Source organism: Rhodococcus sp. NPDC127593 (assembly GCF_042671975.1).
In the GTDB taxonomy this organism is placed as follows: Bacteria; Actinomycetota; Actinomycetes; order Mycobacteriales; family Mycobacteriaceae; genus Rhodococcus_F.
Map to the genome: position 1 here is coordinate 133,810 of NZ_JBHXWI010000022.1, position 20,038 is coordinate 153,847.

The window sequence follows — 20,038 nt, forward strand, 5'->3', positions numbered from 1 at the left end:
TCATGGGACAGTGACTTGAGTCACTGACTTGGTCATATGGTCAAGATAGTTGCTCGAGTTTGAAGTGTCAACGCCTGTTCGCGGGAGTGGTGTGGGGCGTTCAACCCATATTGACCGAATGACTTGTTCGAATGCCCCAGTCAAAGTCGGTCCATTAGGCGCTGTTTTTGCCGTGGTGTCAAGTGCTGGCCAGAAATAGCTAGAACTGTTTTGCATCAACTGAATTCGTCGTTTCTGGCATGTTTCAAACGCGTCACCAACACCGCATTGCAGCCGCGGATCTGCCCGACTGGTGAACTGGGCTTCGTTCCCGCATAGCCCGACGGCTTTCGATGCTTGCCGGGAGGCGGTGGTGGGGATCCAGGCGGGACTATCACGGACGCACCTGACGCGACGCCACGAACTTTGGTAGGCCCAGAGAATCCCATTACTGTGACGTAGGATATGACTGAGTCAATCGCCCAGGTCGGTTCGTCCACCCTCGGCGGTTATGAACAATCAGGCCGATAGTGAGGAACCGGATATGGCACATGTACCGGCTGAGCAGCGCCGTCATCTCTTCGTGGAGGCTGCGGTTCGCGTGATCGCGCAGCACGGGGTGTCCGGTGCGACCACCCGCAAGATCGCCGAGGAGGCCGGCGCACCCCCGGCGACCCTGCACTATTGCTTCCGCAGCAAGGAGGAGATCTTTTACGAGCTGTTCAAGCAGCAGGCCGAGAAGATCGAGGAGAAGGCCGACTATGGCGTGGAGGGGGAGGGGCTGGCCGCTGCCTCGGCTCGCCTGCTGAATGAGATCGTGGCGTGGTATCGCAGTGACCCGGACTACACCCGAGCGCAGATGGAGCTGCTGATGTGGTCGATCCGCCAGCCTCAGTACCCCGATCTGGCGGTGCGGTCGTATGACATCCATGAAAAGCTCTTCGCCGAGGTCCTGCGGCACGGCCTGGCCGAGGGTGAGGACGAGTCCCTGGTCGACCTGCTCGCCGAGCAGATCCCCGCCGTCGCGGACGGACTGTCGCTGCAGTGGTTCACCTATCAGGACGACGACAAACTCCAACGAGGCATGGAGTTCGCGGCCCAGTCCTTCGCGGCACTCATCGAGCAACGTCACGGCCGCACGAAAACTGTGAAGGGGCGTTCGAGCAGAACCCCTGCGGCAGCGTCCAAGAAGCCTGCGGCGACATCGGCAAGGCGGACGGCGAAGACATCGAAGTAGGACCCCGGGCCTACCGCGCGGTCCCCGCTCCGTCGATCACGTATCCACCGCCCGCGAGATTAGGAAGATTCGGCGGAGGCGAGGAAGACCGCGACATTGGCAACATCCTGAACGTCCGCGAGGCGGCCTTTCGGCGTCCCACCGGCCCATTCGTCGAGCGTGGTGCCTGCAGCGATCGCTGCTTCGTCCGCCGTCGCACTACGGGTGAACGTGGGATGGATCGAATTCACCCGGATATTGTTCGCGGCCTGCTCGATTGCGCGTGTTTGGACACGAGTCGGACGGCGCCTCTGGAGACCCCGTGCAGCACATGCTGTGCCGCGCCGATGAGTCCGGCGGTCGACGAAGCGTTGATGATCCGCCGGTGACATGGACTTTCATCAACCGATTCCACATTTCGACCGAAATCTCGGTCAGGGGCGCGGCCGCGACTTCCTCCACCGTCTGGTGGGCGGTGTCGCCATCGATGTCGGTGACGACAGGTTCCGGCCTTCGCCACCGACAACGACGATGCCCTACCGATTCCGGCGCCGCCGCCGGTGACGAGCGCGATGCTCCGTTCGTGTGACGACACGACAATCACCCTCCGGGTTGGGTGTACGGAATGTGGTTGGGGCTGCGGTCAGTCAGAGACTCGGACCACGAGCTTCCCGAAGTTCTTGCCCTGCAGCAGCCCGAGGAATGCTGCAGGTGCCTGCTCGAGTCCGTCGACCACTTCTTCGCGGTACGCGAACCGTCCTTCGGCCAACCAGCGCGACACGTCCGTCTGGAACTGATCGTGCAGGTCATCGGCAAAGTCGTAGACGATGAAGCCGCGCACGGTAAGGCGTTTGACCAGGACCTTGGAGAAGAACCCGGGAAGCCGGTCAGCGCCGTCCGCCACGTAGGTGTCGTTGTACTGGGCGATCAGACCGCAGACCGGTACTCGGGCGAAATCGTTCAAGAGTGGAAGGACGGCTGACGCCACCTCGCCGCCGACGTTCTCGAAGTAGACGTCGATACCGTTCGGGACCGCAGCCCGCAACCGGTCCGCGAAGTCGGGCGCCCGGTGGTCGATCGCAGCATCGAAACCGAGTTCGTCGAGCAGGAAGGAACACTTCTCGGGCCCGCCGGCGATTCCGACGGCACGCGCCCCCCGCAGTTTCGCGATCTGTCCGACCGCGGAGCCGACAGGTCCGCTGGCTGCGGCAACGACAACGGTCTCGCCGGGCTTCGGCTTTCCGATCTCGTGCAAACCCGCGTATGCGGTCATTCCGGGCATACCGAGAACGCCGAGGGCGGTCGAGACAGGCCCGGCGGCGGGATCGAGCTTGCGGACGTCGGCGCCGTCGACCACGTCATGGGTTTGCCATCCCGAATCTGACAACACGATGTCGCCGGGCTTGAAGTCGGGGTGGCGAGAATCGAGGACCTCAGAGACCGTGCCACCCACCATCACGGACCCGACGTCGACGGGGTCGGCGTAGGACTCGCCGGCGTCCATGCGACCCCGCATGTACGGGTCGAGCGAGAGGAACTGCGTGCGGAGTAACAGTTGCCCGTCGCCCGGATCGGGGGTGCCGCAAGGTTCGAGACGGAAGTTGTCGACTGTGGGGCTGCCGGTGGGGCGCGAGGCGAGAACGATTCGTGACGAGCTGATGGCCATGACGACCTTTCCGGAAAGATGATGTGGAGACGAACGGGCTTCCCGTCGGCGTCACGGTGACGGTGACGGTGACGGACCGCAGCGTGGGGGATTCAGGAATACTCGGCAGCGACTGATGTGAGTTGGCTGATCAGTTCGGTGGCGTGTGTGCGGTCGATCTTTCCGCTGGCATTGTGGGGGAGTTCGTCGATGATGACGAATTGTTCGGGGACGGCGTAGTCGGGGACGCGGCCGTGCAGTTGTGCTTTGGCGTCGGTTTCGTCGAGCGTGTGCCCGTCGCGCAGGACGACGCCGGCGACGATACGTTCTCCCATGACCGGGTCGGGGAGGCCGACCACGACGACCTCGGCGATCGCGGTGCTGTGTGCGAGGAGGTCCTCGAGCTGGGTGGGCAGGATCTTCTCGCCGCCGCGGTTGATGACTTGATTGATCCGGCCGAGGAGCCGCAGTCGCCCGTCCGGGTCGACGGCTCCGACGTCGCCGGTGCGGAGCCAGTGTCCGCTGAACGCGTCTGCGGTGGCGTCGGGCCGCTTCCAGTATTCGAGCATCCGCATCCGCCCGCTGACCCACACCTCGCCGGCGGTGCCCACTGGCACCTCTTTGCCTTCTGTGTCACGGATAGAGCACTGCACGCCTGCCACGGGGTAGCCGACCGTGTCGCCGTGTTCGATGATTTCCTCGGCGGGCAGCAAGTGAGTAGCCGAGGTGAACTCGGTCAGGCCGTAGACGTGGAAGAGGTTCAGCTCTGGCCAGCGTTCGAAGAACTCGGTGCTCCACGCCGGTGGCATTCCGGCACCCCCGACCAGGGCGTGCCGGCAGGAACCAAGAATTGTGTCAGCGTCCTCGGTGAGCATGAGCATGCGGTAGATACTCGGGACGGAGGCGAGGTGAGACGGTGGTCGCCGGGTCATGGCGTCGATGGCGGTCGTGGTGCGGAACCGCGGCACGAGATCGACCTGGCCGCCGATGACCAGCATGAATCCGAGTTGGTCGACGTAACCGGTGTTGTGGAACAGCGGAACCAGGATGGTCGAGATCGCGCGTTCGCCGAGCGGCATCCACGGCACGTATACACTCGACGAATCAACGAGGGAGGCGTGAGATATCGAGGCCGCCTTGGGGTTTCCGGTTGTTCCGGAGGTGAAGCTCAGCAGGGCGAGGGCATCGCGGTCTTCTGAGGTGGGTGCGTGCCAGCGGTGATCGGTGGGCATCCCGGTGAACGCGTCGGTGATGTCCCCTGAGCCCAGCGAATGCACCGGCGTTCCGGATTCGGCGATTCGTGCGGTGGTGAACACCTCGAGCTGGGTGTGGTCGACGAGGACGATGCGGGGTTCGACGAGGTCGATCAGGGGCCGGAGTTGTTCGGCCCCGAGCCGCGAGTTCAAGGGCACGATCACCGCGCGCATGCGCAGCGCCGCGAGGAAGGTTACTACCCAGGCCGGGGTGTTGATGCCCGAGAGGACGACCCGGTCTCCCGGCCGGACCGCGGCCGCGGACAGGCGTGCGGCGGTGCTGTCGATGAGTGAGAGAAGTTCTGCGTAGCTGATTTCGGTGTCGGACGAGGACACGGCGATCGCGTCGGGGGTGTGGTGTGCCCAGTGTTCGACGTGGTCGGTGACGCTGTTGAGCAGGTTGCTCATGAGGGGACCGCCTGTGTGGTGACAAGTTCGACGAGCGGGGATTCGGTTCCGGCAGGTTCGGTGTAGTGGGGGTCGAGTGCGGCGAAGAATTCCTCCGCCGGCACTGCCGCTTCGGGGGTGACCACACCACGGAGCGAGAAGTCGCCGCGGGCCAGTAGCCGGAGGGCGACGGCCGCGGGGACGGCGGTGGCGCCGGCCATCTTTCCTGGTGCCCAGCGCGTGATGCCCGCCGCGGCGATCGTCTCGACCCCGCCTCGGGTGCCCCGGGCCCAAGCGAATACGGGTGGGAGCCGGCGGGTGCGGGGAGCGTCGGTCGGTCGTGGCGGGGTGCGGTCCATCGCCACCGCGGCGTGGTCGACAGTGATTCGACCGGATTCGACGCCGTCCATCAGGTCGGTGACGTAGTCGAAGTACCAGTCGGGACCCGACATGACGTTGACGCAGCGCTGCAGACCCGAATAGGTGCGGGGAAGCGTTACGGCCTCGGGATGCCCGACGGTACGCACCACGACGTCCCCGATACCCGGGTAGTGGATCGGGAGGGTCTGCAGAGGCGCCACATCCACCCATTCGCCGTCTTCGACCGCCCGGATGGTGCCGGTGCACTGGTGCACCACGTGCAGCATGGCGGCCTGGGGGCGAACGCTGCCGGCGTCGGACGCGATCCCGACCAATGCCCACCCGGTCAGCAACTCGTGAACCTCGTCGAGTTGGGCGGCGGCCTTGGCGGCGAGCACATTCGACACGCCCGGGCTTGCGCCCATCCCGATCAGCGCTGTTACATCCGCAGCCTTGGCCGCTTCATCGAGTTCGAACGCTTGAAGGGTCGGTTCCCAGTCGTCGTTGATGTCGACATACTGGCAGCCCGACTCGATCGCCGCCTTCATGATCTTGGTCCCGAACCGCGTGTACGGCCCGAGGGAGCTGAGCACGCCCCACGCACCCGAGAACAACTGCCGTGGATCGTCGCGATCAGCATCGAACTTCACCGCCGAGACCCGCGGACCCAACTCGGCGGCCAGCGACTCCGCCGCTGCGATGTTGAAGTCGGCGATCACGAGTTCGGTGAACTCGTCGAATTCGGCGGCGGTGCGGACCGCGCGTGAACCCATGGCGCCGGCTCCGCCGACGAATACCACCCGCATCTTATTTTCTCCAGTTCACGTTGTTTACAGATTGTCCCGGGCACACCCTGGCCGGCCACATCGGTCGGCGCTCCGACAAACTTTGCGCCGACCGATGAAATGTCAGTTGCGTTGTGGCCGGATCGCGGCGAAGTCCGATTTCTTGTACAGCCGCGTCTGACGCCAGAAGTTCGGTGTCAGATCCGGCCACAGGGTGTCGACTCGGCCGTCTGCGGACTGGTACCAACTGCTGCAACCACCGGTCACCCACACCGTCTCGCGCATCTTCTTCTGGGTCTGCTCGTACCAGCGTGTCTGAACGTCGAGGTCGAGATCGAGGGCGGCACCGCGGGAGCGGAGCAGCCGCTTGACGGCTGTGGTGATGTAGCGTGCCTGCGCCTCGATCATGAACACCACCGAGTTGTGGCCGAGGCCGGCGTTCGGTCCGAACATGATGAACAGGTTCGGGAAGCCGTGGGTCGCGACCCCCAATTTCGTTGCGGCCCCATCCTTCCATGCGTCGGACAACTCGACACCACGGCGACCGAACACCTTCATCGGCGCCAGGAAACTCGTGCCGGTGAACCCGGTGCCGAAAATGATCGAGTCGACCTCGTGCTCCTCGCCGTCGGTGGTGACGATCGAGTGCGGCCGAATCTCGGCGATGCCCTCGGTAACGAGCTCGACGTCGTCGCGCTGCAGAGTGGGATACCACTCGTCGGAGACGAGGCGGCGCTTGCACCCGGGGTCGTAGTCGGGGGTGAGCTTGGCGCGCAGTCCCGGTTCGGGCACCTGTTCGGCGAGGAAATCGAGGGCCTTCTCGCGGTAGTTCTCGACCACCTTCGGGTGGTTGCCGAGGAAGCCGCGGGACAGGGTCTCGAAATCCCAGTAGGTGCGCCACCGCTCGAACCGCTCGAGGAGCGGGAAGCGTCGGTAGAGGCGGCGGGTGCGGGCGCTGATGGGCTGGTCACCGCGTTCCATGACCCAGTGGGGTGAACGCTGGAAGACATACAGCTTCTCGGCATCGTTGGCGATCTTCGGGACGAACTGAATCGCGCTCGCGCCGGTTCCGATGACCGCGACCTTCTCGCCTTCGAGATTGTGGTCGTGACGCCACTGCGCCGAGTGGAAGGTAGTTCCCTCGAACGACTCCAATCCCGGAATCTGTGGAATCGAGGGTTGGCTGAGTATACCGACACAGCTGATGACGGAACGTGCAGTCACGGACTCACCCGAGGTGAAGCTCACGGTCCAGTTCAGAGCACTGTCGTCGAACCGGAGTTCGGACACTTCGGCACCGTACTTGATGTGCGAGTCGATCTCGAAGTCTTTGGACACCTTGACCAGATAGTCGTGGATCTCGTTCCACGGACTGTAGGTCCTGGTCCACTCCGGATTCTGAGCGAATGAGAACGAGTACAGGACACTGGGAACGTCGCATGCGGCCCCGGGATAGGTGTTGTCGCGCCACGTTCCCCCCACGTCATCGGCACGCTCGTAGATGACGAAATCCTCGATCCCGGATTCCTTCAGCTTGATCGCGGCGCAGATCCCGGAGAATCCGGTTCCGATGATGGCGATGTGGTTGTCGGTCACTGTGGTGTTACCCATGATCGCTCTTTCTGTTTCCGTGGTACGCGTTTCGGTCATGCGCCGACATCCCTGGTCAGGGTTGCGTGTATCGCTGCAAGAGAATCTCGACCGTGCCCCGCAGCCATTGCGGCGCGCAGATTTTCCAGCAGAGCAGCGTTCAGGTGTGCAGGTTGCCCGGAATGCTGGATCGACTCGGTGATCATGGCGATCGCCTTCTCGTAGGTAACGACGGCCGCCTGGTCGGTCGTATAGTCACCGGAGACGATCTCGCGTGCGCCGTTTTCGATCTCGGTCCTCAGTTGGTCTGTCCATCTGAGCGCGTAGGGCACGAGCTTGTCCGCTGTCATCCCTGAACGCGCGGCATACGCGGTGGCCTCGTAGAACGCCCCCATCGCAACGCAGAAGAAGCTGCCGGTGATCGAAGTGTCGATGACATTGGCGTGCTCGATCTGCTCACCGACAAAGGCGGTGCCGGAACCCAACGACATCAGCACCGGACGGTGCGCATCCCACACGGTTTCAGGGCCCGTGATCACGACGTCGGCGTCGGCGCCGATCGCCTTGGGGTAGGCCAGGATCGCACCGTCGAGATACTTGATACCGGTGGGGGCCAGGTGGCTTTGCAACTCGATAGCTGCTGCCGCGTCTCCGGTCGTCAGGTTCAGAACCGTTGCAGCCTCCGGGCGGCGCGAGTCCCTGTTGATCTCGTCCAGCACGTCCCGGACCGACCGGTAGTCGGACAGCACAATGACGGTCAACTCGCTCTCGGCCAGCACCTCGGTAGGGGTGCCTGCTGCCGAGGCGCCCAATTCCACCAACCGTTCGGCCTTCGACGCCGTGCGGTTCCATACGGTGACCGAATGGCCGGCCACGAGAAATGCTTCGGCGATTGCGGACCCCATGAGGCCGAGTCCGAGAACTCCTATCCGTGCCATGCGTTCACCCTTTCCGTTGATCGCGCGTTCACAGCTGAATCCAGGTGGTCTTGAGCGAGGTGAACTTTTCGAGTCCGTGTTCGCTCTTGTCGGCGCCGTGCCCGGATAGCTTGCGGCCGCCGAAGGGCACGGTCAGATCGCCTTCTTCGAAGCAGTTGACCCAGACGATTCCGGCGTCGATGCGGCGTGAGACATCATGGGCTGTACGCAGATTCGTGGTCCAGACTCCGGACCCGAGTGCGTACTGCGAGTCGTTCGCCAGCGCCACAGCCTCGTCGGCGCCATCGAACGATGTCACCGCGAGGACGGGGCCGAAGATTTCCTCCTGGAACAACGCCTGCTTGGGGGCGACACCAGTGAAGACGACCGGATCGAAGTAGAACCCGTCGCCATCGGCGATGTCGGGGGACCCGAGTTCGAGTGTGGCACCTTCCTGGACGCCGCGCCGGACATGGGCTGCGACATCCTTGCGGTGCTTGGCGCTGGAGAGGGGACCGATTACCGTCTCGGGGGCAAAGGGGTCACCGACCTTCTTGGCGGCGATCCTTTCGATCACGTTGCTGACGAATTGCTTCTCGATGCGCTTGTCGACGATCAGTCGCGCGCCTGCAGTGCACATCTGGCCGGCATTGAAGGTGATCGCCCATGCGACCGACTCTGCTGCTGCGTCCAGGTCCGCGTCGGCGAACACGATGTGCGGGCTCTTTCCACCCAGCTCCAGATGCACGGGTTTGGCGTTGGAGTCGCCGGAGTAGTGCATCAGCTGCTTCCCGACACCCGGTGAGCCGGTGAATGTCAGGCAGTTGACGCCCTCGTGACGAGCCAGACGCGATCCGGCCTGTCCACCAGTCCCGGTCAGTACTTGCAGCACCCCGGCGGGCAGACCTGCGGCGGTACCGAGCTCGGCGACCCGAAGCAGCGACAACGGGGACTGGATGGCGGGTTTGACCACGACACTGTTGCCGACGACCAGTGCTGCCGCGATCTTCCAGCTGCTCAGCGTCATGGGGAAGTTCCACGGGGTGATCGCGGCGACCACACCGACGGGCTCGCGCGTGACCAAGGCGACTGCATCGGCGAGTCCTCGAGGGGATTCGTCGAGCTGCTTGTCGGCAAGCTCGCCGTACCACCGGTACGTCTGCTCGGTGGTCTTCAGCTCGATGTCGCGGGCGTCGAGGACGGGCTTGCCCATTTCGAGGGCGACCAGTGCCGCGAGCTCGTCACGGTTGTCGTGAATCAGATCCGCCCACCGCTGGAGTGCCTTGCCACGCTCACGCGCCGAGATCCGCGACCAGTCGCCGCGTTCGAAGGCAGCCCGTGCACCGGCGACAGCGAGGTCGACGTCGTCGTCGCCGGCCAACGGCACCTGAGTGACGGCGCTTCCGTTGCGCGGGCTGATCACATCGTGAACGGAGTCGCCAGTGCCTTCTCGCCAGCCACCGTCGATCCACATCGCGGTCGGCAGAACCAATTCGCCGATGTACTGTTCCCACTCTGCGCGTGTCTGGGCCATTACTGAAGCACTTCCTCGGGTACGGATCCGCCGAGGCCTGCGACGGCTCCAGACGGGTCGATGGTGTCTGCTGTGACATGAATGGGGGGCACTCGGCCGGCCCAGGGCGCGGCCTGCTCGAGCTCTGAGGCCAGCGCCAATAAGGTGTGCTCACCGCCCTGCGCGGCGGCGAATTGACCACCGACCGGTAGACCGTCGACCATGCCGATCGGCACTGAGATCGCCGGCTGACCAGTGACGTTGAACAACACGGTGAAGGGCACGTGTTCGAAGATCTCGCGGATCCACGATTCGGCGCTCCAGCCCGGTTGGTTTCCGCGCATGCTCCCGACGCTCCAGGCGGGAGTGGCGACCGTCGGCGTCATCAGGACGTCGTACTCGTCGGCGAAGAAGCCGGCGGTGCTCCGCGTGATGTCGTTCTGCCAGGAACGGGCCTCCGCGACATCTGTCCAGCGGAGATCGAGACCGCGGCGGGCGCATGCGGCAGTGGAAGCCTCGACACGTGCCAGCGATGCATCGGCATCGTCGCTTCCGCTGATCTCCTGGATCGTGTGGCCGATCGACGCGGAGAAGAAGCGGATGTTGAGTTCGAGAAGCATCGAGCCATCGACGGTTGGCTGCGCGTAATCGACGTGGTGGCCCAGTTGTTCGAGCAGCTGGGCAGTTGCCAGGACCTGTTCGGCGACCCTCGGGTCGACGGCGGTACCGAACGGTGACTCCGTGCTCACCGCGATCCGAAGAGGATGCCGCGCATCGATGAGGGCGTCGGAATACCGGCCAGGTGGGCGAGCGACCAGGTAACGGTCGCCGGGAACACCGCCGTGTACCTCGTCGAGGAGTGCGGCAGCATCGCGCACCGTGCGGGTGATTGCGAACTCGCTCGTCAATCCGAAGAGGGGTTCGTCGGCACCTGGACCGACCGGTGTCCGGCCCCGGGTCGGTTTGAGCCCGACGAGCCCGCACAGAGCCGAGGGGATACGGATTGAACCGGCCGCGTCGTTGGCGTGCGCCCAGGGAACTGCGCCGGACGCGACGAGTGCGGCTGATCCACCACTGGATCCACCGGGGGTGCGGGTGGGATCCCAGGGGTTGCGGGTTGGTCCGCTGAAAACTGGCTCGGTGGTGCAGCTCAACCCGAATTCCGGGGTGGAGGTACGGCACACAGTCGCCAAACCTGCCTCGCGCCAACGTGACATGAGATCGGAGTCGGCAGAGGCAACGAAATCACGGGTCAGAGCGCTGCCGGATTCGGACGGAACACCCTGTGCGGTGAGCAACAGATCTTTGACCGCGAACGGGACGCCGGCGAACGGGCCCCGGGTGTCGTATTCGAGTGGGTGCTGGAAGAGGGGTCCGACGACCGCATTGAGGCTCGTGTTCACCTTCTCGATTGCCGTGACGGCAGCCCGGAATACCTCACCGGCCGAGACGGTCCCGGAGCGGATCAGGTGACGCAACTCGGTCGCGTCGGCTGCGGCGTACTCATGCAGCTCCACGGCGACCTCCTTGATCTGCTGATGCCTGGTCGATGAACCAGTCGAAGATCGCATCCTTGTGCCGCCATTCCGGATGCCACTGCACTCCGACGACAGGTTTGTCGCCGTACTCGATTGCTTCGACGACCCCGTCGGGTGCCCACCCCGTCACGGTGAGACCGGTCCCGGAGGTGTCGACGGCCTGATGGTGGAGGGAGTTCACGTTTGCGGTGCGCCCGTAGATGTTGAACATCGTCGATCCGGTCAGGAACTGCACCGTGTGCGTCTCGTTCTCGACCGGCTGACCTGGCTGCTGATGATGAAGTTCGTGCGTCGGCAGGTCGGGTACGAGACTGCCGCCGAGTGCGACGTTGAGGATCTGCATTCCGCGGCAGATACCGAGTATCGGGATTCCGGCATCGAGCGCATCGCGGATCAGGGCGATTTCGTATTCGTCGCGAAGTGGATCAATGTCGCAAGCATCGACAGGTTCGCCGCCCCAGCGGACCGGGTCGACGTCCTGGCCGCCGCTGATCAACAGTCCGTCCAGGCGGTCGATCAGATCCGGGCCTGTGGATTCGTACGGAAGTTGCACCGGTAGACCACCGGCGGCGGCTACCTTGGTCGCAAAATCCGAGACATGGACGTCGAACGGCTTCTTCTGATAGCGGGCTTCCATGTCGACGCGGGTTCCTTGCCAACGACGCCCAGAGATACCGATGAGTGGTCGCACGATGCTTCCTCCTGTCTCTACTGATCGAATTCGACGACGACGCGGGTGATCCCGCCCTGGCGCATGGCGTCGAATCCGTCGTTGATCTCGTCGAGTCGGATCCGTTCGGACACCATCTCGTCGAGCCGAAGTCGGCCTTGGAGGTAGTAGTCGACGAACCGTGGGATGTCGACCATGAATTGGTTCGATCCGAACAGGGATCCCTGGATGCGCTTTTCCTTCACGAAGAATTCCGACGACGGGATGCGCAGCGGCTGCTCGTCGGGGACCATGCCCAGAATCGTTGCCACGCCGCCCGGCGCGAGCATGGTTACGGCTTGCTCGGCAGTGACGCGGACTCCGATCGCCTCGAACGAGTAGTCGACTCCACCGCCGGTCAGCTCGCGCACCGCCTCGACGGAATCGACTTCACGGCCGTTGACCGTCGAAGTCGCACCGAAGAACTTCGCCTGCTCGAGGGCATGTTCGTTGACATCGATGGCGATGATCTGGGAAGCGCCGGCAAGGCGGGCGCCTTGAATCGTTGCGATCCCGACACCGCCGCACCCGATGACCGCGACAGTCGATCCCGGCTGTACCTGCGCGCCCCGGAATACTGCCCCCACGCCGGTGACGATCGAGCAGCCGAGAAGGCATGCCCGGTCGAAGGGCATGACCTTGTCGATCTTGACGACACCGTTCTCGTGAACCAACATGCTGTCGGCGAAGCCGCCGAGTCCGCCCATCGTTCCTACCGGCCGGCCCGCTGCATTGGTGAGCTTGGGGCGTGGCCTGGTCCGCAGTGCCTGGTGGTTCAGGCACAGGGACAGTTGGCCGTTGGTGCAGTATCGGCAGTACCCGCAGAAGATGGTGGCGCAGGTGACGACGTGATCACCCGGCCGGACCGACGACACCTCGCTACCGACCGCGGCGACGACACCGGCGACTTCGTGCCCGAGAACCTCTGGCAAGTCGGTGCTCCAGGTCGCATCGATGTAGTGCAGATCCGAATGGCACAGCCCTACCGCCGCTGTGCGGATGACCACCTCACGTGGTCCGGGGTCGTCCATGGTGAGGTCTTCGAGCTCGAGTTTTCCCGGAGCCGAATTGAGCACTGCCGCTCTCATAATGAGCTTCCTGCCGATCGTGGTGTTCGCTGTCAGATGTGTTCGAAGTAGCGCTGAAGTTCCCAGTCGGAGATGCCGGCGTCCGGGTCGCCGCCTGTGGTGTGGAACTGCAACCACTCCCACCGGCGCGTACCGGCCCAGTAGTCGACCAGATCCGCTCCCAGGACCTTCGACAACAGGGTGTCGGCGACCAGGATGTCCGTGGCTGCGGACAGGCTCGTCGGGATCTTGGGTACCGTTCCTGCGGGAAGCCCCCACGCCATGACATCGCATTCGGGTCCCGGATCGATGTGCTGGTCGAGCCCGATGATGCCGCCCGCGAGGAAAGCCGCGAACGCGAGATAGATGTTCACGTCGGCTGAGGTCACTCGGTACTCGACTCGGGTCTGCTTGGCATCGCGGCAGATCGCACGCACTGCCGTCGACTTGTTCTCCACGCCCCAGGTGATGCTGGTGGGCGGGCCATCCAACTCTACGATGCGCTTGTACGAGTTGATCGTCGGGAACTGGAACGTCGTTGCGGCCGGCAATGTCTCGAGCACTCCACCGATGAAGTCGGTCATCGCCTGCGACGGCCGGTGCGGGTTGTCCGGGTTGTGGAAGGCGTTGACCCCGTCTCGTTCGAGGGACAGATTGATATGCGAGCCCTGACCGTACTGGTCGGGTGCCCAGCGTGCCATGAAGGTGACCGTGCGGCCCAGTTCGTACGCGACAGTACGCATGGCCTGGCGGGTCCGCACGTACAGGTCAGCGGCGGTGACGATGTCGGTGGGGGAGATGTTGAATTCGATCTGTCCGATCGAGGACTCGTCGGCCCAGCCTTCCCAGGGGATTCCGAGTTCGTCGAGTCGACGCGCAACCGCATCCATGTATTCGGTGAAATCACGCGAGCGGCTCAGGACGTAGACGGCACCCGACGAGCCACCCAGAGGGTGGAGATTCTTGAAGTCCTGGGCGCGGGCCTGCTCGATCGACTCCTCGAAAACGGTGGCCTCGATCTCGATGGCGGCCTTGCCGGTATACCCACGCGCAGCCAGCTCCTCGACCATTCGCTTGAGGGTGGACCGTGAGCAGACTGGGAGCGGCACGCCGTTCTGGTCGGTGATGTCACACAGCACAGACCCCAGACCGTCGAGAGAGGGGTCCACGACGAGGGTGCTCGGATCCGGCCTCAACTGGATGTCGCGGAGTTCACCGCGCCAGTCACCGAAATCGAATCCCAGCTGAGGGATGTTGGCCATGTCCACACCGAAGACGATGTCCGCGAAGCTGAATCCGCCACCGTGAGCGCCCGAAATGAACTTTTGCGGGGCGAGGTGCTTTCCGATCAGGACACCGTCGAGGCTGAGGGTTTCCGCCCGAACGGTGCGGATGGAATGCTGATCGACCCACGCCGCCGCATCGAAATTGTCAGACATCGTAAACCGCCTTCATAGATGCGCCGGTGACAACAGACCACTCGCGGAAGGTGCCACTGATGGTCAACTTGCCCGCGAACAGCGAATCGGGGAATGTCTCCAAACCACCGAGGATGCGGCGCAAATCTGCTTCCGCACCGTGAATCTCATAGGGTCGTGCGCTGTCACCGACGACCACTTGGTCGCCCGAGTCGGTCGCGACGAACTTCAGCGCCGGCATGCCGGGGATATTCTTCGTCAGCTCCCAGAATTCGGCCGCGACATCGGACAGCTCGGGCAATTCCGGCTCGAGGACCGCGGCGACCGCTGCCGCCCCGGGCTCCACGTCGTCCTGGCTCCCAGCGAGGCGGCGAGTTGCCGGATCGACGTCGACGACCACGTCTGTGTCCGTTGCGAGACCACGGTGCACCCGGACCTCCGAGGCGCCCGAAACTATTGTCGCCCTCTGGAAATCGGAGGCCGAGCGAACGCCGACGACAGCGGGCAGGGTGGACAGCAATTCGATGCCGGCCGGCGTGCCTGCGGACCGGCGCAGCGCTGTGGTGATGGCGCGGACAAAGGGCGTCGCGTCGTCCTCCCGGACGATCGGGGGAGTGGTGGCGGTGCTCATTTTGCTCCAAACAGAGTCTGTGCGGCCATGGTCGTGCTGATCTCCCTGTCCTCGAGGAGGATGTGAGGATCGTTCATCTCGTACGCGCCGAGGAACGGCGGGCACACGTCGTAGCCCAGGAGTCGCTGGACCTCTTCGGAGTACTCGAGGACTTTCTCGCGGGGGATGGCGAGGTACTGGTTCTCCTCCTGCCGCAGGTTGCCCAGATCGAGACCGATCGTGAGGCCGGTGCGCGGCTGGTCGGACCGGTTGTGCCCACCGCCGTGATAGACACCGCCCACCCAGATCAGTGCAGATCCGGCTGCCATCACCGTGGGAATCGCTTCGGACTCGAGGGGGGTGCGCTCGTCGTCCCAATGGTGGCTGGCGGGAATGACCATCGTGCCGCCGTTTTCCTCGGTGAACTCACTCATCGCGAGCATCAGCTGGACGCGGCTGTGCGGGCCGGGGTGGCGGCGAAGGTGGATCGCGTCGTCGCGGTGGAGGGGCTGCTTGCCCTGACCCGGGTGAATTTGGATGGCCTGGCTGATACTGATCTGAATGGTGGGCGTGATGTCCATCCACTCGTCGAGATACACCTTGACGGGCTTCTGCATCAGCGCGCGGGCGGTCTGGAGATACGACGGCTGGGTGACCACCGTTTCCATGCGGTTGCTACGGGCAAACAGCGACGAGATTCGACGGGTCTTCTTGCCGAGGTACTCGTCGGCTCCGCCGGGGGTCTTGTCGAGGTCAGGTCCGAGATCGTCCCACAGCCCGGCAAGGGTCTGATCGTCGATGAAGTTCTCGACGATCACGCCGCCCTCGCGGTCGACGATCTCGATGATGTGTTCTACCGGGGTGTCGTTCGGAACAGTCTGCAAGGCCGCCATCTGTTCATCTCCTTGTGTATGTGTCAGGACTATGCGTCGCGCGTGATCGGGTAGGGGTGCGTCTAGGGCAGAAGTTGGGTGGACAGTGCGGGTAGCGACTTGTCGCCCAAACCTGCTTCATGGGCTCGTCGCAGGTCGGCGACGAGGGGAGCAATATGCAGGTCGCGGTGTCCGGCGAGAACGCTCATCGCCTCCGCTGCCATCTCGGTCCCGCGCCAGTGCACGTCGATATCGGCCTGATCGGTGTCGAACTTGCCCGCCCGCATTTCGGCGACCGCGATCGGGATCTGGTGGCGGAGCAAAGCGACCAGTTCGAGTGCCACCCGTTCGATGCTCTCGAACGACACGTTCTCGTGCCGCGCGAAGACAGTCGACTCGACGAATGCACCGATAGCTGTGTGATAAAAGTTGATGCACATCGCCGTGTCGATCGCCGCCGCCACTCCGACGGATTCCCCGGCGTACCAGGATGCGCCTCCCAGCTCGGAGAGCAGTTCGCGATTGCGGTTCCACACCTGTTCGGACCCCGAGTAGACGATTCCGAGGTCCTTGGTGCCGACCGCTTCGGGGTAGTCGGGAATGATGCCGTCCAGGTACTCGGCGCCGGCGTCGTGGAAGAGTTTCTGCAGTTCGCCCGCTTCGCGTGGCACTCCCGTCGAGAGATTCACGATGGTTCGGCCCTTCACCGCGGACACCGCTTCAGGAGCGTCGAGCAAGGCGCGAACCGCTGCATTGTCCGACAGGCAGATCACCGACAGGGGACTGGCAGCAAGCGCGGCCGCTGCGGAGGGCGCAGACTCCGCCTGAAGTCCCACATTCCTGCCCGGCGTCCGGTTCCAGACGGTGGCAGAACGGTCAGCAGCGTCGAATGCCCACGCCAGTGCATATCCCATGTTTCCGAGCCCGAGCACCGATACTTCGCTGACCATGGTTTCCTCCGCTGCGTTCGTGGGCAATCCGATGTGGCTCCCGCTCTCGGCGAGCGAACGGAGCGATCACATCCTGGTTGGGTCGTGATCCAAGTCACTCGACTTGGGCACATGGTCAAGCTAGTTGGTCTACTCGACGGCTGTCAATCCCTTCGGGGCAATTGATTAAGCCGCATGACTTGTGCAGTTGATCAACTAGCGGACTCTGTCCATTAACCGCGTCGGTTTCGGGCTTGTCAAGTCGTACGTCTGATGCTCGGAATAGATTACCGTGCAACAATATTCAATGTTACGTAGATGTTTCTGTGCGGTAAGGATACGGTGCCGTTCTCGGCTTCGAAGTGGGCGAGGCGTCCTCGCGTGCCTGGGCTGTCGATCTGGGGAGTCGAAAGAATTTCTCTTGACAGGCAAGTGGGCCATATGGTCAAGTCAGGTGATCTCACCGCGCAGCCGCATGTAGGGAGCCCTTCTCCGGCTGTCGCGCGAGGCGTGCTGCTTATCCGGAAGCGTCGGCCTCGTCGTGGTCCCACGATCGCGCGATCAGGCGTGTTCCGGCCCGAATTCTCCGATGAAAGTTGGCACCCGTGTCCGAACCGAATGTCACTGCCCTGACTCCACTGGCTTTCCTCGACCGTGCCGCCAAGACCTTTCCGGACAAGACCGCAATCGTCCTCGGAGGTCGACGTGCGACCTATAGCGAGTTCGCAGCGGAGGCCGCCGCACTCGCGCGTGGGCTCGCTCGCCTCGGCGTCGGCGAGCAGGATCGCGTGGCCTATCTCGCTCCCAACGTTCCGGAACTACTCGTTGCGCATTTCGGAGTTCCGTTGTCCAAGGGTGTCCTGGTGGCACTCAACACCAGGCTGGCGTCGGCAGAGATCGCCTACATCCTCGCCCACTGCGACGCCAAGATCCTTGTCGTCCACGAGTCGCTATTGGACTCGATCCGGCCCATCGCCGGTGAATTGAGACTGTCCACGGTTGTGGTCATCGGTGCCGGCGATATCGCCGGCGTCGATGCCGTCGAATATCGAAAGATTCTCGATCACAATGCGCACGAGCCGATCGACTGGACGGTCCGGGACGAGCTGGCGACGATCAGCATCAACTACACCTCGGGCACCACCGGGCGTCCCAAAGGGGTGATGTACACCCATCGGGGCGCATACCTGAATGCGATGGGGGAGCTGATCCATTCTCGGCACACCTCCGGCAGCGTCTACCTCTGGACCTTGCCCATGTTCCACTGCAACGGCTGGTGCACACCGTGGGCGATTACCGCCATCGGTGGCACCCACATCTGTCTCGAGGCAATCGACAGCGAGAAGATCTGGACCCTCTTCCGCACCGAGGGGGTCAGTCATTTCAACGCGGCCCCCACAGTCCTGGTGATGCTGGTCAATTCTCCCTCGGCGGCGGCCCTTCCGCAGGCCGTCACGGTGACAACGGCCGGCGCCCCTCCCAGCCCCACCATCATCGAGCAAGCTCGGGTGCTCGGGTTCGAGATCATTCACGTCTACGGCCTGACCGAGACATACGGACCGTATTCGGTGTGCGAAACACAGTCCGACTGGGCCGAGCTACCCGCAACCGAGCAAGCCAGACTCGCAGCTCGTCAAGGCGTAGGAATGATCCACACGGACGGAGTGCGGGTGGTGGACAAGAACATGACCGACGTCCCCGCGGACGGGTCCACCATCGGCGAAATCGTGATGCGAGGCAATGGCGTCATGAAGGGATATCTCAACGATCCCGCGGCCACCGAAAAGGCTTTCGAAGGAGGGTGGTTTCACTCCGGTGACCTCGGGGTCATGCATCCCGACGGCTACGTCGAGCTCCGGGACCGTAGCAAGGACATCGTCATCTCCGGAGGAGAGAACATTTCCTCTGTCGAGGTCGAACAGGTGCTTGTCTCACACCCGGCCGTTCTCGAAGCTGCGGTGATCGGCGTACCCAGCGAAAAATGGGGGGAACGACCCAAGGCATTCGTGGTGACGAAGCCGAACGCGCAGGTGACACCCGACGAACTGCGGAGTCATGCGGCCACTCGAATGGCGAAGTTCAAGGTGCCCGACGTCATCGATGTCATTGACGCACTTCCGAAGACATCTACTGGCAAGATCCAGAAGTATCAACTGCGAGACAGAGAGTGGTCCGGACACCACACCCGCATCCAAGGGTGAGGTGGCGCAGACCGAAATGACCTTCCGGATCGGATCCGGTGGACTAGGACGGAGAAAGACGTTGGGGTACTCCACGCTCACCGAGCGACGCGCTCAGTTGGTGCGCGCCGCTGCGCGGGTCATCGCGCGTGAAGGGCTGTCCAAGGCCACCACTCGTCGCATCGCGGAAGAAGCGAGCCTCAACCTCGCGGCACTCCACTACAGCTTCGGGTCGAAAGCCGAGTTGTTCGCCGCCGTTCTCGAAAACACCGAGGCCTTTGCGTCGGGGCCTTGGGAGTCGAGCAACCCGAACTCGAGTCCACCTCTCGAGGACGCGGTGGCGGCAATGGTATGCGGTTATCAGCAGCTGTTCGACGGAAGCTCGGATGTCGCCATTGCGCAGTACGAACTGTTGCTGTGGGCACTGCGGACTCAGCAGAGCGACAACCTTGCTGCGCAGAGTTTCCGTAAGCACGTGGATGCGGTTGCAGACCGGCTGGCCATATCGGCTCTGGCAGAGGGGATCGATCCGGTCATTTTGGCGGACTACCTGGTCGGGATGCTGGACGGACTGGTCCTCCAGCAAATGGCATCCCACCGGCAGCGCATCGGCGGGCCCGAAACAGTGGCGCTGGCACGATATCTGGTGGAGCTCGCCCGTTCCGTCACGCACATTCGTCGTTTGGAGTCCGAGCAGTACCTTGCAGCACGAGCCTGAGCGGCGGATCGCATTCTGAACAGTGGCAGTGCAGTGCCACTGAAGCGGTGCGGACGTGAGCGATGATGAGCCGGTCAGTTACCCGGGGATTCGGCCCGTGCTGCGCTGATCGATGCTCGCGCGGCCGCGGCGTACCGATCTGAACTGCGTTTCCCCGTCGACGAAACCGCTCGTCGGCGATACCCCACCTTCGAGAAAGAGACTGCCCCATGAACCAAACGACCTTGTCAGTCTTGGGACCTCCCGGTTCACCGGTGCCGGACGATTTCGTCAGCGGACTGGAAGGCGTGGTCGCGTTCACCAGCGACATCGCCGAACCCGACAAGGACGGCGGCGCCCTGCGCTACCGCGG

The 20,038-nt window shown here is 63.5% G+C and carries 18 protein-coding genes and 1 pseudogene; 5 read left to right on the forward strand and 14 right to left on the reverse strand.

Annotation, left to right across the window (positions count from 1 at the left end; genetic code table 11):
* Nucleotides 1-523 precede the first annotated feature (523 nt).
* Nucleotides 524-1,216: a TetR/AcrR family transcriptional regulator gene (locus ACFVJ3_RS21700; RefSeq protein WP_378453982.1), complete on the forward strand. Its 693-nt coding sequence runs from the start codon at nucleotides 524-526 to the stop codon at nucleotides 1,214-1,216.
* A gap of 59 nt (nucleotides 1,217-1,275) precedes the next feature.
* On the opposite strand, the gene ACFVJ3_RS21705 is transcribed toward ACFVJ3_RS21700, so the two are convergent.
* Nucleotides 1,276-1,446, reverse strand: a complete 171-nt coding sequence (locus ACFVJ3_RS21705) for an SDR family oxidoreductase (protein ID WP_378453983.1) — start codon at nucleotides 1,444-1,446, stop codon at nucleotides 1,276-1,278.
* Nucleotides 1,447-1,517: 71 nt separating this feature from the next.
* Here ACFVJ3_RS21705 and ACFVJ3_RS21710 point away from each other — a divergent pair, with 71 nt between their 5' ends.
* Nucleotides 1,518-1,784, forward strand: coding sequence for a hypothetical protein (locus tag ACFVJ3_RS21710; RefSeq protein ID WP_378453984.1), 267 nt, complete (start codon nucleotides 1,518-1,520; stop codon nucleotides 1,782-1,784).
* A 54-nt stretch (nucleotides 1,785-1,838) separates the two neighbouring features.
* On the opposite strand, the gene ACFVJ3_RS21715 is transcribed toward ACFVJ3_RS21710, so the two are convergent.
* The 13 genes from ACFVJ3_RS21715 to ACFVJ3_RS21775 all read right to left on the reverse strand — a co-directional run bounded on the left by ACFVJ3_RS21715 (nucleotide 1,839) and on the right by ACFVJ3_RS21775 (nucleotide 16,809).
* A complete protein-coding gene (locus ACFVJ3_RS21715; RefSeq protein ID WP_378453985.1) occupies nucleotides 1,839-2,861 on the reverse strand; it encodes an NADP-dependent oxidoreductase in 1,023 nt (340 codons plus the stop codon).
* A 92-nt stretch (nucleotides 2,862-2,953) separates the two neighbouring features.
* Nucleotides 2,954-4,501 (reverse strand): class I adenylate-forming enzyme family protein, encoded by a 1,548-nt coding sequence (locus ACFVJ3_RS21720; protein ID WP_378453986.1) that lies wholly within the window; start codon nucleotides 4,499-4,501, stop codon nucleotides 2,954-2,956.
* Nucleotides 4,498-5,646: a saccharopine dehydrogenase family protein gene (locus ACFVJ3_RS21725; RefSeq protein WP_378453987.1), complete on the reverse strand. Its 1,149-nt coding sequence runs from the start codon at nucleotides 5,644-5,646 to the stop codon at nucleotides 4,498-4,500. Before ACFVJ3_RS21725 ends, ACFVJ3_RS21720 begins: the two co-directional genes overlap by 4 nt.
* A 102-nt stretch (nucleotides 5,647-5,748) precedes the next feature.
* Nucleotides 5,749-7,236 (reverse strand): flavin-containing monooxygenase, encoded by a 1,488-nt coding sequence (locus ACFVJ3_RS21730; RefSeq protein ID WP_378453988.1) that lies wholly within the window; start codon nucleotides 7,234-7,236, stop codon nucleotides 5,749-5,751.
* A 35-nt stretch (nucleotides 7,237-7,271) separates the two neighbouring features.
* Entirely contained in the window at nucleotides 7,272-8,174 is a 903-nt protein-coding gene (locus ACFVJ3_RS21735; RefSeq protein ID WP_378454007.1) for an NAD(P)-dependent oxidoreductase, read from the reverse strand.
* Nucleotides 8,175-8,181: 7 nt separating this feature from the next.
* Nucleotides 8,182-9,666, reverse strand: coding sequence for an aldehyde dehydrogenase family protein (locus ACFVJ3_RS21740; protein ID WP_378453989.1), 1,485 nt, complete (start codon nucleotides 9,664-9,666; stop codon nucleotides 8,182-8,184).
* Complete coding sequence (locus ACFVJ3_RS21745) at nucleotides 9,666-11,162, reverse strand: amidase (protein ID WP_378453990.1); 1,497 nt, start codon at nucleotides 11,160-11,162, stop codon at nucleotides 9,666-9,668. The genes ACFVJ3_RS21740 and ACFVJ3_RS21745 overlap by 1 nt, the downstream gene beginning before the upstream one ends.
* Nucleotides 11,149-11,874, reverse strand: a complete 726-nt coding sequence (locus ACFVJ3_RS21750; RefSeq protein WP_378453991.1) for a gamma-glutamyl-gamma-aminobutyrate hydrolase family protein — start codon at nucleotides 11,872-11,874, stop codon at nucleotides 11,149-11,151. Before ACFVJ3_RS21750 ends, ACFVJ3_RS21745 begins: the two co-directional genes overlap by 14 nt.
* Nucleotides 11,875-11,891: 17 nt before the next feature.
* Nucleotides 11,892-12,980, reverse strand: coding sequence for a Zn-dependent alcohol dehydrogenase (locus tag ACFVJ3_RS21755; protein ID WP_378453992.1), 1,089 nt, complete (start codon nucleotides 12,978-12,980; stop codon nucleotides 11,892-11,894).
* A 32-nt stretch (nucleotides 12,981-13,012) separates the two neighbouring features.
* Nucleotides 13,013-14,398 carry a glutamine synthetase family protein gene (locus tag ACFVJ3_RS21760; RefSeq protein WP_378453993.1) on the reverse strand — a complete coding sequence of 462 codons (1,386 nt, stop codon included), beginning with the start codon at nucleotides 14,396-14,398 and terminating at the stop codon, nucleotides 13,013-13,015.
* Nucleotides 14,391-15,008 carry a hypothetical protein gene (locus tag ACFVJ3_RS21765; protein ID WP_378453994.1) on the reverse strand — a complete coding sequence of 206 codons (618 nt, stop codon included), beginning with the start codon at nucleotides 15,006-15,008 and terminating at the stop codon, nucleotides 14,391-14,393. Before ACFVJ3_RS21765 ends, ACFVJ3_RS21760 begins: the two co-directional genes overlap by 8 nt.
* Complete coding sequence (locus ACFVJ3_RS21770; RefSeq protein ID WP_378453995.1) at nucleotides 15,005-15,880, reverse strand: phytanoyl-CoA dioxygenase family protein; 876 nt, start codon at nucleotides 15,878-15,880, stop codon at nucleotides 15,005-15,007. The genes ACFVJ3_RS21765 and ACFVJ3_RS21770 overlap by 4 nt, the downstream gene beginning before the upstream one ends.
* A 62-nt stretch (nucleotides 15,881-15,942) precedes the next feature.
* Complete coding sequence (locus ACFVJ3_RS21775) at nucleotides 15,943-16,809, reverse strand: NAD(P)-binding domain-containing protein (RefSeq protein ID WP_378453996.1); 867 nt, start codon at nucleotides 16,807-16,809, stop codon at nucleotides 15,943-15,945.
* 584 nt (nucleotides 16,810-17,393) lie between these two features.
* On the opposite strand from ACFVJ3_RS21775, the gene ACFVJ3_RS21780 reads away from it, so the two are divergent.
* The 3 genes and pseudogenes from ACFVJ3_RS21780 to ACFVJ3_RS21790 all read left to right on the forward strand — a co-directional run.
* Nucleotides 17,394-18,989 (forward strand): long-chain-fatty-acid--CoA ligase, encoded by a 1,596-nt coding sequence (locus ACFVJ3_RS21780; RefSeq protein WP_378453997.1) that lies wholly within the window; start codon nucleotides 17,394-17,396, stop codon nucleotides 18,987-18,989.
* A 1-nt stretch (nucleotide 18,990) separates the two neighbouring features.
* Nucleotides 18,991-19,686 (forward strand): TetR/AcrR family transcriptional regulator, encoded by a 696-nt coding sequence (locus ACFVJ3_RS21785; protein WP_378453998.1) that lies wholly within the window; start codon nucleotides 18,991-18,993, stop codon nucleotides 19,684-19,686.
* 209 nt (nucleotides 19,687-19,895) lie between these two features.
* Nucleotides 19,896-20,038 (forward strand): annotated as a pseudogene (locus ACFVJ3_RS21790) (citrate synthase); the annotation flags it as partial.

Excerpts from the sequence above, each read along its gene's own strand:
- ACFVJ3_RS21730 (WP_378453988.1), bottom strand. The coding sequence starts at position 7,236 with ATGGGTAACACCACAGTGACCGACAACCACATCGCCATCATCGGAACC.
- ACFVJ3_RS21720 (WP_378453986.1), bottom strand. The coding sequence starts at position 4,501 with ATGAGCAACCTGCTCAACAGCGTCACCGACCACGTCGAACACTGGGCA.
- ACFVJ3_RS21775 (WP_378453996.1), bottom strand. The coding sequence starts at position 16,809 with ATGGTCAGCGAAGTATCGGTGCTCGGGCTCGGAAACATGGGATATGCA.
- ACFVJ3_RS21740 (WP_378453989.1), bottom strand. The coding sequence starts at position 9,666 with ATGGCCCAGACACGCGCAGAGTGGGAACAGTACATCGGCGAATTGGTT.
- ACFVJ3_RS21725 (WP_378453987.1), bottom strand. The coding sequence starts at position 5,646 with ATGCGGGTGGTATTCGTCGGCGGAGCCGGCGCCATGGGTTCACGCGCG.
- ACFVJ3_RS21700 (WP_378453982.1), top strand. The coding sequence starts at position 524 with ATGGCACATGTACCGGCTGAGCAGCGCCGTCATCTCTTCGTGGAGGCT.
- ACFVJ3_RS21760 (WP_378453993.1), bottom strand. The coding sequence starts at position 14,398 with ATGTCTGACAATTTCGATGCGGCGGCGTGGGTCGATCAGCATTCCATC.
- ACFVJ3_RS21765 (WP_378453994.1), bottom strand. The coding sequence starts at position 15,008 with ATGAGCACCGCCACCACTCCCCCGATCGTCCGGGAGGACGACGCGACG.
- ACFVJ3_RS21715 (WP_378453985.1), bottom strand. The coding sequence starts at position 2,861 with ATGGCCATCAGCTCGTCACGAATCGTTCTCGCCTCGCGCCCCACCGGC.
- ACFVJ3_RS21755 (WP_378453992.1), bottom strand. The coding sequence starts at position 12,980 with ATGAGAGCGGCAGTGCTCAATTCGGCTCCGGGAAAACTCGAGCTCGAA.
- ACFVJ3_RS21770 (WP_378453995.1), bottom strand. The coding sequence starts at position 15,880 with ATGGCGGCCTTGCAGACTGTTCCGAACGACACCCCGGTAGAACACATC.